This is a genomic window from Polaromonas sp. (genome assembly GCF_041689105.1).
Taxonomy (GTDB): Bacteria; Pseudomonadota; Gammaproteobacteria; order Burkholderiales; family Burkholderiaceae_C; genus Polaromonas.
Map to the genome: position 1 here is coordinate 26,846 of NZ_JBDNGU010000114.1, position 12,059 is coordinate 38,904.

Below are 12,059 nucleotides of genomic sequence, written 5' to 3' on the forward strand. Positions count from 1 at the left end.
GGCCTTGGACGCGGACTTCCGCGCTCAAAAGCTCAAAGGGTGGGGGCGCCGTCCGGGCTGACCTGGGTGCCTGCCTTGCCCTGCAACATGGCCTCGATATGCGTGAGCGATCCGATCACGGCACGCCGGCCGGTCGCTTCCACAAACGCACAGGCCGCCTCCACCTTTGGGCCCATGGAGCCCGCAGGAAAACGGGCCTGCGCGAAGGCCTGCGGGGCGACCTTGCCGACCGCGCGTTGTGTCGGTAGTCCGAAGTTCAGGTACACCGCGTCAACATCGGTGGCGATCACCAGGCAGTCGGCCTCCAGCGCACGTGCCAGCAGGCTGCTGCAGGCGTCCTTGTCAATGACAGCTTCGACACCTCGCAGGCTGTGGCCGTCCGCGTCCCTGGCCACCGGAATGCCGCCGCCACCGGCGGCGATCACCAGCGCGCCATGGGAAAGCAACCAGCGGATCGGCTGCAGACCGAGGACACGCTGCGGCGCCGGCGACGGCACCACGCGGCGAAAGCCCGTGTCATCGGGGGCCATGGTCCAACCCTGGGCCTTCCCCACACGTCTGGCCTCGTCCGCGGTATAGACAGGACCAATGGGCTTGGTCGGCGCCAGGAAGGCGGGGTCGTCCAGACTGACCTCGACACGGGTCATCAGCGTGGCGACCACCGTGGCTGGCAACAGATTGCCAAGTTCCTGCTCCAACAGATAGCCGATCATGCCGTCGGTCTGGGCACCGAGCACATCCAGCGGATAGGTCTCCACCGCCTGGTAAGCCGCCGCCTGCAGCGCCAGCAGCCCGACCTGCGGGCCGTTGCCGTGTGTCAGCACCAGTGCATTGCCTGTGGCCACCAGGGCCAGCTGCGCTGCCGCGCGGCGAATGTTGGCAAGCTGGTTGTCGGCACTCAGCGGTTCACCCCGGCGCAACAAGGCATTTCCGCCCAATGCAACAACAAGTTTCATGGTAGTTTCCCCACAGAGCTTGAATTGAATCCGGAACCTGTCCGACAACTGATGGTGTGCAAGGTCTTAACCCAGCGTTGCTACCAGCACCGCCTTGATGGTGTGCATGCGGTTTTCGGCCTGTGTAAAAACCACCGACGCGTCGGATTCGAAGACTTCGTCCGTCACCTCGATCTCGCTCAGGCCAAACTTTTCATGCACCATGCGGCCCACCTCCGTATCGAGGTTGTGGAAGGCCGGCAGGCAATGCATGAAACGGGTGCGCGGGTTGCCGGTCGCGCGCATCAGCGCGGCATTCACCTGGTAGTCCTTGAGCTGCTCGATGCGCTGCTTCCAGACCGCATCAGCCTCTCCCATCGACACCCACACATCGGTATAGAGAAAGTCAGCTCCCTGGACAGCGCGTTTAGGGTCCGGATCAATCGTGATGCGCGCGCCGGTCTGAGCGGCGAGCGCCCGCATCTGGCTGACCAGCTCCGCAGGGGGCTGCAGCGCTTCGGGTGCAGCAATGCGAACGTCCATGCCCATCTGCACACCCCCGACCAGCAATGAACAGCCCATGTTGAAACGTGCGTCACCAAGGTAACAGAACGACAGCTCATGCAGCGGCTTCTCGCCGAACTCCTGCATGGTGAGCAGATCGGCCAGGATCTGCGTTGGGTGCCACTCATCGGTCAACCCGTTCCAGACCGGCACATGCGAAAACCGTGCAATCTCCTCTGCGGCGCTTTGATGAAATCCCCGGTACTCGATGCCGTCAAACATCCGGCCGAGCACTCGGGCCGTGTCCTTCAGCGACTCCTTGTGGCCCAGCTGTGAGTCCGTTGAGTCAAGGTAGGTCACATGGCCGCCCTGGTCATGCACAGCCACTTCAAAGGCACAGCGCGTCCTTGTCGATGGTTTTTCGAACACCAGGGCAATGTTTTTCCCCTTCAGGCGCTGATGTTCATTGCCGGCGATCTTGTTGCGTTTCAGCTCAGCCGCCAGATCAATCAGGTAACGGATGTCGCGAGGCGCGAACTCCACGAGGGCAAGAAGGCTGCGATTGCGAAGGTTGAAGCTCATGGACGACTTTCGGTTGAATGAAGGGAATGACCGTCGCGGCTACAAGGCATCGCGCTGGACCGGACAGGACATGCAATGACTGCCGCCGCGGCCGCGGCCCAGCTCGCTTCCAGGGATGGTGATCACCTCCACACCGGCCTTTCGCAGCAGGGTGTTGGTGTACACGTTTCGCTGGTAGCCCACAACAACACCCGGCGCCAGCGCCAGCATGTTGTTGCCGTCGTCCCACTGCTCGCGCTCTGCTTCATAACTGTCACCGCCAGTGGGCACTGTGCGCAGACGCGGCAGGTCCATGGCCTGCGCGACCACGTCGAGGAAGGGTGCTTTTTCCGCCTGCACGTCGAGCGATCCTTCCGGGCTACCCGGTCGCAGGCTGAAACACCGGATGCCGTCCACGACCTCCGGGAACAGGGTCACGAGGTCCACATCGCAAAAAGTGAACACCGTGTCCAGGTGCATGGCGCCGCGCGACTTGGGCATCTGCGCGGCAATGACGCGTGTGGCGCCCCCCTGCGCGAACAGGCGGCGCGCCAGCTGGCTCACGGCCTGCGGTGAAGTTCGCTCCCCCATGCCGATCAGGACAAGGCCATTGCCAGGGGACACCACGTCGCCACCTTCAAGCGAAGCCATGCCGTGGTCCACGCCGGGGTCGCCCCACCATTCGGTCACCTGGCCGCGAAACAGCGGGTGAAAGCGGTAAATCGCCGTCATGAGCAGCGTTTCCTGTCGCCGCGCCGGCCAGTACATCGAACCCAGAACCGTCCCGCCGTAGATCCAGCAACTGGAGTCCCGGGGGAACAGGGAGTTGGGCAAGGGCGGCAGCACAAACTCCGACGCCGTCAGGCAGCGCGCCGTCAGGCCCGCCATCTCAAAGGGCACCTCGCCACGCAGCAGCCCGCCTATCAGGTGCTCCGCCAGCCTCGCCGGCGGCAGCCCTTCCAGCCAGGGGCGAAGCAGTGTCGCGGCCTCGGTATCCATGAAGTCGGGGCCCAGCTTGCGGTCAAGCAGCCAGTCGCGGGATTCGGTCTGCGCGACGACATCGGCCAGCAGGTCGTGCTGCTCCAGCACCTCGACGCCGCGCTCGGCCAGCGCATTGGTGAAAACGTGGTGATCGTTCCTGGCTTGGGAAACCCACAACACGTCGTCAAACAGCAACTCCTTGCAGTTCTGGGGAGTGAGCCGGGCCTGGGCCAGGCCGGGGCGACACACTATCACCTTGCGCAAGGGGCCAACTTCAGAATGTACGCCTAGGGTCATGGGGGGACTTTCTTGATAAAGAATGGGTGCGAAAAGCCACAACCGGAAAAAATGACGGCCTACTTCGTCAGTGACTCGTAGGCGGCGACAACCTCGAAAAGCTCTGCATCGATGGAGGCCTGGCGGAGCCGGTGAGAAGTGCTTTCAAGGTCGCGCAGCAGTTCGTCAATATTCCGGTCGGCGCGCTCCATGGCCGCCAGACGGCTGGCGTTCTCGCTCGCGAGGGACTCGGCACAAGCCTGGAACAGGGAGATGAAAAGATGTTCGCGGACCAACGCGCGCAGTGCGTCTGTCCCGCCACCCAGAATTTCAGGGCGGGTTGACGAAGGCCAGGGTACCTCGGCCAACCGCTGCTGCCATGACGTGTCAAGCGGCAGCAGGCGCTGACTGACGGGTTCATAAGTGCCGTCAGACCTCGGATGGTTGTGAAAGACGTAGATCGCCGCGCTTGTGCTCTGCTTTAAATAGGTTTCCATGGCGAGCTGAACCTGCCCCACGAGCGGCGCAATGGCCTGGACGCTGTTGGGGACGGGGAACCCACCCGCGAGTCGCAAACCCGCGTCGGTCAAGCGGGCCTGAACCCGCTCACCGACGGCCCAAACGGAAGTCTCGCCGGGAAGACTGGCCAGTGCGGCGATGGCGTGGTCGGCAACGACGTCATTGAAACGGCCTACCAGCCCCTGATCGGAGCCGAACACGAGTGCCCCGGTTGCATGCTCTGCACCAGCGTACCCGTCAGCCTCCAGGGAAGTCGCGGGCCCATGCTCGCGCAGGCAGGCACCCAAACCGAGAGACACGGTGCGGCTGTAGTGGGCCAGGGCACTGACCGACTGTTCATACTGCGTGATGCTCGAGGCGGCCAGCGCCTTCATCGTCCTGACAACAGACTGGAGATCCTCGGCGCCGGCAGTCTTGCGCCGCAGACTGGCAGCGGTGTCGCTCACGGCACCTCCCCGGCCGGTGATTCGGCCTGGAATGGGTGCAGGGCACTGCTGGCACCGTCGGTGAGCTGGGTCCGGTCCTCGTCGCTCAGTGTTTTGGCAGTGTCAAGGCGCGCCAGCAGCTCAGCCGGAAGGCTGGCAGCTGCTTCGCGCACAGCCCGTTCAGCCTGCGCCATCTGGTCCATCGGCACCGTGTCGAAAAGTCCCGCCGTCAAGGCGAGCAGGATGATGATCTGGGCCGGCACCGATACCGGCGCCTGTTCCGGCTGCTTGAGACAGGCGCGAATGCGCCGCCCATGCGCTATCGTCTTGCGCGTGTCTTCATCCAGGCGGGCACCGAAGCGGGCAAAGGTTTCCAGTTCCTCAAACTGGGCATAGGCCAGCTTGAGATCGCCCGCCACTGCCCGATAAGCCCCCCGCTGTGCCTTGCCGCCAACACGCGATACGGATTTTCCGACATCGACGGCAGGAAGGACGCCCAATTCAAACAAGACAGGCGACAGGTAGATCTGCCCATCGGTGATCGAAATCAGGTTGGTCGGTATGTAGGCGGAAATGTCCTGCGCTTCAGTTTCTATGACCGGCAACGCGGTCAGCGAACCGCCGCCGCGCTCCTCGCACAAATGTGTGGCGCGTTCGAGCAGGCGCGAATGAATGTAGAAAATGTCGCCGGGAAAGGCCTCGCGTCCGGGGGGACGGCGCAGCAGCAGGGAAAGTTCGCGGTAGGCACGCGCGTGCTGGGTCAGGTCGTCGTAGACAATCAGTACGTCACGCCCTGCCTCCATGAAGTATTCGGCAATACTGGTCGCGGCATAAGGGGCGATGTAGGTCAGCCCCGGCGGATCATTACCCTCGCTGACAACCACCACAGTGTAGGCCAGCGCCCCCTGCTCGCGCAAAACGGCGACCGCTTTTGCCACAGCGGATGCGCGCTGCCCGATCGCGCAATACACGCAAACAACATCCTGGCCCTGCTGATTGAGGATGGCATCCATCGCGATCGCGGTTTTTCCGGTTTGCCGGTCACCCAGAATCAGCTCGCGCTGGCCACGCCCGACGGGGATCAGGGCATCGACAACTTTCAGGCCGGTCTGCAAGGGAACCGTGACCGGCGCACGGTCCATGATGGCAGCTGCCGGACGTTCAATCGGCAGGCGGGCGCTGGATGCTACCGGCCCAAGGCCGTCAAGCGGCCTGCCGAGCGGATCGATGACGCGGCCCAACAGGCCGTCACCGACGGCCACGTCCATCACACGTCCCGTGCGCTCGACTTCGTCACCGGCATGCAACTGCGCGTAATCGCCGAGCAGGACAACGCCCACGTCATCCTCGTCCACGTTGAATGCAATGCCAAACCCACCGCCGGGAAACATCACCAGCTCGTCATACCCAACGCCGGGAAGACCGGAAACATGCGCGATACCGGTGGAAACACCGGTGATCGTTCCCACTTCACGGGGGATTAACTGCGGTGCGACCTGATCGCAGCCCCGGCGCAGGCCGGAAAATACGTGTTCAAGAACGTCTTTCAGGCTGTCAGGCGTCCTGCTCATCACATCTCGCGCGCAGGTTTGGCTTCGGGCACCGGATCCACGGGGGCCGCGGAAGTGGGCTCAGCTTTCGCCGCCGTGCCTGTCCCTGCGGCAGAACCCTCGCGGAGCAGTTCAGCGATACTTTTTTCCATCGACCCCAGATAGTCATGGATGCTCCAGGCGAATTTGTACCCCCCCACACTGAGCTCCATACCGCCGATCAGGTCCGGCGCAGTCTGGAAACGGATGGGATTTTCCGCAGCGATGGCTTCAGTCAACGCGCCTTGTATGGCCTCTTGCTGGGCTGGCGCAAGCTCAAAAGCACTTTTCACCAGTACCGCGGTATCGGCGGTTTTTACAGCTGCGGAGAGTTTCTCCTTCGCTTGGCCCTGCAGGGCACGCAGGCGCTGCACAAATACATCACTCATGCGCTGGTCAAGCGACGTACCTCCCAGATCGGTCAGTACTTTCCGCGCGATGGAAAACACTTCATCGCGGGTTCTTCGGCCAAGTTCCTTGTGGAGGTGCTGCTGCTCATTTTCAAGCGCTTCCTGACGCTTGATGCGCAGTGCATCGGCCGCCTTTCGCACTTCGTCAAGCAGTCGCTCGCGCTCGACGCCAATCTCGTCCATCATTTTTTGCATGCGTTCGCCGCGATCCTGGTCAAATACCTCGTTCTTCTTTCGGAACTCGTTGCTTTCATCTAAGGCTTCGGCTTTGCTCGCGCTGGCATCCGCCAGCTTTTCGGCAATACGTTTCTCTCGCGCGTCAATCGCATCAAGCACCGGCTTGTACAGAAAACGCTTGAGCAACCACACCAGGATGAGGAAGTTGAGCGCCTGCGCACCGACGGTGAACCAGTCAATCAGCATGGCCTACTTTCCCGCAACCTGGGCAATGGCGGCATTCCAGAACGGATTGGCAAAAATCAGGATCATCGAGACCACGAAGCAGTAGATCGCCGTGGACTCGATCATCGCCAGACCGACGAACAAGGTACGGGTGATGGTGGCGGAGGCATCAGGTTGCTGGGCCAGTGCAGTGAGTGCAGTGGCCACAGCCCGCCCCTCTGCCAGAGCCGGCCCCATGGTCCCGAAGCCGGTGGTGAGGCCGGCAATGACAATGGATGCCACCGCGATGATTGTTATGCTGTCCATGCTGATTCCTTTGCGTTTTTTGGATAGGTCAAGGGGTGGCGTCTGTTGCAGCAACAGCCTGCGTCCCGGGTTTGGGCTTGCGTACGCGAACGGCTGCGGCAATGTAGACCGCCGCAAGAATGAAGAAAATATAGGCCTGCACCATGCCGGTGAGCAAGCCAAGCACAGTCATCACAATCGGAAAGAACAGCGGCGTGATGGTCAACAGAATGCCGATGATCATGGCCCCGCTCATCATGTTTCCGAACAGGCGAACCGCCAGCGCCAACGTCCGGGAGACCTCGCTGATGATGTTGAACGGCAGCATGACCACTGTCGGCTTGATGTAGGACGTGAGGTAGCCGCCCACACCCTGATCCCGGATACCAAAAAAAGGTACGGCCACAAAAACACACAAGGCCAGCGCCACCGTGGTCGACAGCGAACCGGTCGGCGGTTCGTAGCCGGGAACCACCGTGAACAGGGCCGACGCGGCAACAAAGAGGAACAAGGTGCCGAGAAAGTCGAGATATCTCCCCGGCTTGCTCAGGCCGACATCGGCGATTTGCTGCTCGATACCAGTGACGATGATTTCCAGCAGGTTCTGCCATCGAGAACGCGCCAGTTCCCGGGAGAGCTTGCGTGTGATCAGTTTTGATCCGACCGACAGAACCAGCATCAAGGCCCAGGTAAACACAATCGTGGCATTGAGTCTGAAAAAGCCGTTCTGCCAGAAGATCATCTCGTCAGGGCTGAGACGCATGGACGGCCTCCCTTGTCGCAGCTTCAGGCTGCCGGTGCAGCGGCCTCGCAAGCCGGATCAGCACTCCGCGTGCCATCAAGAATCCGAGCAGGCAGGCCAACGCCCGTTCCCAGCGACCACCTGCAACGAGGTAGAACGCCGGCAACACGAGGGCGATTCGCAGCAGCAGGCTACCCAACACCCAAAGGGCCGGATGCGCCGAAATGATGCTCCTGCGCACGGTCCACCAGAGGCCGCCAAAAAAAATCGCACCCAGCACGCCGCCGGCCACCCAGGCCAGTATCAAGACCGACAGGTTAGTCATTGCCGTCCTCCTGTTCGTCCCGCATGGCCCTGTCTTCCTTGACCACCCAGTGCCAGGCATTGAGGCAGCCAATCACCAGCCCGGCCACCAGCAAGGCCAGCGTCCATGAACGTCCCCCGGGATAGTGCCGGTCCAGCCAGAGACCCAGTGCTGCCCCGAGCAGTGTCGGCAGCACAACAGACCAGCCGATCAGACCCATCATGCCCAGGCCGAACCAGACGCCCGAGTCCGGATTGCGCCGCGCGTTCAGCTTTCGCGCTGCCTTGGCGCCAACCTGGCCAGCGAACGCCTGCTGCTTGGTCTCGCTTTTCTCTCGTGCATCGTTCATGGTGGCTACTTCTGCTGGAATTCGGCGATGCGGTGCAGGAAGCCCGTTTCAAGTTTCGCCATGACTTCGCGCACCCTTTGCTCCTGGTCGTCGAATGTCAAAAACTCCTTCTCCACCGCAGCGCGCAACTGGCCCAGATCGGTTCCCGAAATCGCCCGGCGCACCGACACCAGAACGTCCGGCCCGCTCTTCACGAGTACGCCCTCGTCCACCGCTACGAACACCTCACCATCGGCCAGCGTCTCGTAGATCAGGATGCCCGGCGACAACGCCGCTACGCAATCGAGACGATGGGGCAAGAGGCCGAACGAGCCGGCACCCGTCTCGGCGACGATGCGCAACACGCCGGTTTTTTCGGCGAATATCTGGAAAGGAACAAGAATCCTAAGCTTCATGAAGTTCGTGCCTTGCGTCAGCTTCTGTTCCGGTCTCGGGTGCCGGCGCAGCCTCGCTGGATGCAGCGGGTGCCGCAGGTTTGGTGACGCCCGCCTTCCCCTGCGCCTCGTCGATCGTTCCTATCATGTACAACGCACTCTCCGGAACGTCCTTGAACTCATCGCGCAGGATGCGTTCGCAGCCGTCCAGCGCATCCTCGAGACTGACCAGCTTTCCAGCATGGCTGGTGAACTGCTCGGTCGTGAAAAAGGGTTGCGTGAGAAAACGCTCCAGCCGGCGTGCGCGGCCGACCACATTGCGGTCTTCCGGAGACAGCTGCTCAAGACCGAGCATCGCGATGATGTCCTTGAGGTCCGCGTATTGGGCCAGCGTGCGCCGGATCTCCTGCGCCAGCGCATAATGCCGCTCGCCCACAATGCCCGGCGTTGCCATCCGGGAATTCGACTGCAAGGGGTCAACGGCCGGGTACATGCCCTCGCTGGCGCGCTGCCGCGACAGCACGATCGATGCGGACAGGTGCGAGAAGGTATGCACTGCCGCCGGGTCAGTGAAGTCGTCTGCAGGCACATACACGGCCTGGATCGACGTGATGGCCCCGTTGTCGGTGTTGGCAATACGTTCTTCCAGTCCTGACAGCTCGGTGCCCAGGGTCGGTTGATACCCAAGTCGCGAAGGCATCTGTCCCATCAGGCCGGACACTTCCGCACCGGCCTGGATAAAGCGGAAAATATTGTCGATCAGGAGCAGCACATCGCGATGTTCGTCGTCGCGAAAATATTCGGCCATCGTTAGCGCGGCATGTCCGACCCGGAAGCGGCTGCCCGGCGGTTCGTTCATCTGGCCAAAAAGCATCACCATGTTCGGCAACACGCCGGCTGCCTTCATTTCGCGATGCAGCTCCTCGCCTTCGCGACAACGTTCGCCAATGCCGCAAAAGATGCTGACACCTTCCTGGTGCCCGATCATGTTGTGAATCATTTCGGTAAGCAGCACGGTTTTGCCCACGCCCGCCCCGCCGAAAAGCCCTGCCTTGCCACCCCGTTCCAGCGGCATCAGCACATCAATGACCTTGATACCGGTTTCGAAAATCTCGGACCGGGTGGAACGTCGTTCCAGCGGCGGCGGGGCCCGATGCACGGAACGCCACTGCACGTCTTCCGGGGCGGGCTGACGGTCGATGGTCTGACCGAACACGTTGAACATGCGTGAGAGTATTTCCCGGCCTACCGGTGCCTTCAGCGGCCCACCTGTATCCTGCACCACCATGCCGCGCGCCAGCCCCTGCGTCGGCGTCAAGGCGATGCAACGCACCCGTTGTGCGTCCAGCTGTGCCAGAACCTCGATGGCAATTTCATTGTCCCGACCGCAACGCAGCAAGGTATGAACTGGCGGCAGGTGCGCGTCAAAGCACACGTCTACAACGCTGCCCCGAACGGCGATCACCACCCCGGTTGACGCTGCACCGGCATGGTTTGCCTGTTGAACGGAAGATGAAGTTGGGGCTGTGTGCATGGGAATCAACGGCTCAAGCGTCCCGCAACCAGCGGGAGGAAAAGGGAGGAAAACACGGCTGCGGTGGGTTTGTAATTGCTCATGGTGTACCTACAGGGGTGCGGCGAATAGGCCTTGTGCGCCAGCGTTGGGCAGGTCCGGAGCCCCGGCCCGTCGCAGGCCCGGCACAGCACAGGGTCGCCTGACCGAAAGAGAGAAAGGGACAGAAGGAAAGTATGTCTGAAGGCTGCAGGCCCGTCTGTACGTCTGCGCACATTCACACGTCGCGGCAGGGTCATGCCTGACATCATCACGACTCGCACCGGAGCGCACTTGATCCAGCGCAAGCCGGACCCATGCGGGCTTTTCTAGACTGAACCCATGAAACTTCAATTCCTCGGCGCGACCGACACTGTCACCGGTTCCAGGTACCTGATCCAGCACGAGCAGTCCAGGGTGCTGGTCGATTGCGGCCTGTTCCAGGGCTATAAGTTGCTACGCCTGCGCAACTGGGCGCCACCGCCGGTGAAGCCGGCCTCGATCGACGCCGTGATCCTGACGCACGCCCACATCGACCACAGTGGCTACCTGCCCCTGCTCGCCCGCCAGGGCTTTCGCGGCAAGGTGTTTTGCACACCCGCCACCTACGACCTGTGTCGCATCCTGCTGCCCGACAGCGGTCACCTGCAGGAGGAGGAAGCAGAGTATGCGAATCGCCACAAGCTGTCCAAACACAAAAAGGCGCTGCCGCTGTATACGCGCGACGACGCGTTGCAGTGTCTCAAGCTGTTTCATCCCGTGCCTTATGGGAAGAACTGGCAACCCGTGCCAGGCCTGCAGGCTTGCCTGACACCCTCGGGCCACATGGCAGGATCGTCGTTTATCAGGCTGGACGACGGATCACGCTCGATCCTGTTTTCCGGGGACATCGGTCGGCCCAACGACCTGGTGCTCAAGCCACCCACGCAGATGGATGGCGCCGACTATCTGGTGGTGGAATCCACCTACGGCGACCGGCTGCACGGGCACTCGGACCCACTGCTGGAGCTCGGCCAGGTCATCAACCGTACTGCCGCGCGCGGCGGGGTGGTGGTGATCCCGGCCTTTGCCGTGGGTCGGGCCCAGAGCCTGCTGCACTGCATCCAGCTGCTCAAGGCCCAGGGCGTGATCCAGGACGTCCCTGTCTACCTCAACAGCCCCATGGCGGCCAGCGCCATGCAGGTTTACCTCAAACACAAGTCAGAGCTGCGACTGACCACCGCGGAGTGCGACGCATTGGCGAAGGTCGCACACATCGTGCAGTCACCGGAGGATTCAAGGCAGCTCAACACACGCCACGGACCGATGGTGATCATCTCCGCCAGCGGCATGGCCACGGGCGGCCGGGTCCTGCACCACCTCAAGGCTTTTGCCCCGGACAAACGCAACACGATTCTGTTCGCCGGCTACCAGTCGGGCGGGACGCGGGGTGCCACGATCACCGCAGGCGCACCCATCGTGAGGATCTTCGGCGAGGATGTGCCCATTCGCGCTGAAGTCGCCATGCTTGACGACCTGTCGGCCCATGCAGACGCCGCAGAGATCGTGACCTGGCTGAAAGACTTCAGGGCACCTCCCCGGAAGACCTTTATCACGCACGGCGAACCCGCTGCCGCAGATGCCATGCGCCAGCGCATCGAGCGCGAGCTGCACTGGAACGTCCACATGCCTTTCTACCTCGAGACCGTCACCCTCCATTAGCGTCACCGTCGCGCCGCCGGGCCGTCCCAAGGCGCGAAGGCCCCCTCGGGGGGCAGCGCATTACACGAAGTGAAAAGCGTGGGGGCGACATGACGCGCCGCCGGGCCGCCCCAAGGCGCGAAGGCCCCCTCGGGGGACAGCGCATTACAC

General features: G+C 62.3%; 13 protein-coding genes. 1 reads left to right on the top strand and 12 read right to left on the bottom strand.

Annotation, left to right across the window (positions count from 1 at the left end; all coding sequences use genetic code 11):
• Window positions 1-32: 32 nt before the first annotated feature.
• The 12 genes from arcC to atpD all read right to left on the bottom strand — a co-directional run bounded on the left by arcC (window position 33) and on the right by atpD (window position 10,190).
• Window positions 33-956, bottom strand: a complete 924-nt coding sequence (gene arcC / locus ACESMT_RS12715; protein ID WP_372826966.1) for a carbamate kinase — start codon at window positions 954-956, stop codon at window positions 33-35.
• Between the two features lie 66 nt (window positions 957-1,022).
• Window positions 1,023-2,021, bottom strand: coding sequence for an ornithine carbamoyltransferase (argF, locus tag ACESMT_RS12720; RefSeq protein ID WP_372826967.1), 999 nt, complete (start codon window positions 2,019-2,021; stop codon window positions 1,023-1,025).
• Between the two features lie 39 nt (window positions 2,022-2,060).
• A complete protein-coding gene (locus ACESMT_RS12725) occupies window positions 2,061-3,278 on the bottom strand; it encodes an arginine deiminase (protein WP_372826968.1) in 1,218 nt (405 codons plus the stop codon).
• 59 nt (window positions 3,279-3,337) lie between these two features.
• Window positions 3,338-4,222, bottom strand: coding sequence for a F0F1 ATP synthase subunit gamma (locus tag ACESMT_RS12730; protein WP_372826969.1), 885 nt, complete (start codon window positions 4,220-4,222; stop codon window positions 3,338-3,340).
• Window positions 4,219-5,772, bottom strand: coding sequence for an alternate F1F0 ATPase, F1 subunit alpha (locus tag ACESMT_RS12735; RefSeq protein WP_372826970.1), 1,554 nt, complete (start codon window positions 5,770-5,772; stop codon window positions 4,219-4,221). Before ACESMT_RS12735 ends, ACESMT_RS12730 begins: the two co-directional genes overlap by 4 nt.
• The gene (locus tag ACESMT_RS12740) at window positions 5,772-6,623 is read right to left on the bottom strand and encodes a F0F1 ATP synthase subunit delta (protein WP_372826971.1); all 852 of its coding nucleotides are present in this window, start codon (window positions 6,621-6,623) and stop codon (window positions 5,772-5,774) included. Before ACESMT_RS12740 ends, ACESMT_RS12735 begins: the two co-directional genes overlap by 1 nt.
• Window positions 6,624-6,626: 3 nt before the next feature.
• Entirely contained in the window at window positions 6,627-6,908 is a 282-nt protein-coding gene (locus ACESMT_RS12745; protein ID WP_372826972.1) for a F0F1 ATP synthase subunit C, read from the bottom strand.
• Window positions 6,909-6,936: 28 nt separating this feature from the next.
• Window positions 6,937-7,650: a F0F1 ATP synthase subunit A gene (locus ACESMT_RS12750; protein WP_372826973.1), complete on the bottom strand. Its 714-nt coding sequence runs from the start codon at window positions 7,648-7,650 to the stop codon at window positions 6,937-6,939.
• The gene (locus tag ACESMT_RS12755) at window positions 7,634-7,954 is read right to left on the bottom strand and encodes an ATP synthase subunit I (protein WP_372826974.1); all 321 of its coding nucleotides are present in this window, start codon (window positions 7,952-7,954) and stop codon (window positions 7,634-7,636) included. Before ACESMT_RS12755 ends, ACESMT_RS12750 begins: the two co-directional genes overlap by 17 nt.
• On the bottom strand, window positions 7,947-8,282 hold the full coding sequence (locus ACESMT_RS12760) for an AtpZ/AtpI family protein (RefSeq protein WP_372826975.1): 336 nt from the start codon (window positions 8,280-8,282) through the stop codon (window positions 7,947-7,949). The genes ACESMT_RS12755 and ACESMT_RS12760 overlap by 8 nt, the downstream gene beginning before the upstream one ends.
• A gap of 5 nt (window positions 8,283-8,287) precedes the next feature.
• Window positions 8,288-8,677: a F0F1 ATP synthase subunit epsilon gene (locus tag ACESMT_RS12765; protein WP_372826976.1), complete on the bottom strand. Its 390-nt coding sequence runs from the start codon at window positions 8,675-8,677 to the stop codon at window positions 8,288-8,290.
• Complete coding sequence (gene atpD, locus ACESMT_RS12770) at window positions 8,667-10,190, bottom strand: F0F1 ATP synthase subunit beta (RefSeq protein WP_372826977.1); 1,524 nt, start codon at window positions 10,188-10,190, stop codon at window positions 8,667-8,669. Before atpD ends, ACESMT_RS12765 begins: the two co-directional genes overlap by 11 nt.
• Window positions 10,191-10,550: 360 nt before the next feature.
• Here atpD and ACESMT_RS12775 point away from each other — a divergent pair, with 360 nt between their 5' ends.
• Window positions 10,551-11,909 carry an MBL fold metallo-hydrolase RNA specificity domain-containing protein gene (locus ACESMT_RS12775; RefSeq protein WP_372826978.1) on the top strand — a complete coding sequence of 453 codons (1,359 nt, stop codon included), beginning with the start codon at window positions 10,551-10,553 and terminating at the stop codon, window positions 11,907-11,909.
• Window positions 11,910-12,059 lie beyond the last annotated feature (150 nt).

Bases quoted from the DNA above. Each gene is read 5' to 3' on its own strand.
- ACESMT_RS12755 (WP_372826974.1), bottom strand. From the start codon at position 7,954: ATGACTAACCTGTCGGTCTTGATACTGGCCTGGGTGGCCGGCGGCGTG.
- ACESMT_RS12735 (WP_372826970.1), bottom strand. From the start codon at position 5,772: ATGAGCAGGACGCCTGACAGCCTGAAAGACGTTCTTGAACACGTATTT.
- ACESMT_RS12725 (WP_372826968.1), bottom strand. From the start codon at position 3,278: ATGACCCTAGGCGTACATTCTGAAGTTGGCCCCTTGCGCAAGGTGATA.
- ACESMT_RS12760 (WP_372826975.1), bottom strand. From the start codon at position 8,282: ATGAACGATGCACGAGAGAAAAGCGAGACCAAGCAGCAGGCGTTCGCT.
- ACESMT_RS12745 (WP_372826972.1), bottom strand. From the start codon at position 6,908: ATGGACAGCATAACAATCATCGCGGTGGCATCCATTGTCATTGCCGGC.
- atpD (WP_372826977.1), bottom strand. From the start codon at position 10,190: ATGCACACAGCCCCAACTTCATCTTCCGTTCAACAGGCAAACCATGCC.
- ACESMT_RS12750 (WP_372826973.1), bottom strand. From the start codon at position 7,650: ATGCGTCTCAGCCCTGACGAGATGATCTTCTGGCAGAACGGCTTTTTC.
- ACESMT_RS12765 (WP_372826976.1), bottom strand. From the start codon at position 8,677: ATGAAGCTTAGGATTCTTGTTCCTTTCCAGATATTCGCCGAAAAAACC.
- argF (WP_372826967.1), bottom strand. From the start codon at position 2,021: ATGAGCTTCAACCTTCGCAATCGCAGCCTTCTTGCCCTCGTGGAGTTC.
- ACESMT_RS12775 (WP_372826978.1), top strand. From the start codon at position 10,551: ATGAAACTTCAATTCCTCGGCGCGACCGACACTGTCACCGGTTCCAGG.
- ACESMT_RS12740 (WP_372826971.1), bottom strand. From the start codon at position 6,623: ATGCTGATTGACTGGTTCACCGTCGGTGCGCAGGCGCTCAACTTCCTC.
- arcC (WP_372826966.1), bottom strand. From the start codon at position 956: ATGAAACTTGTTGTTGCATTGGGCGGAAATGCCTTGTTGCGCCGGGGT.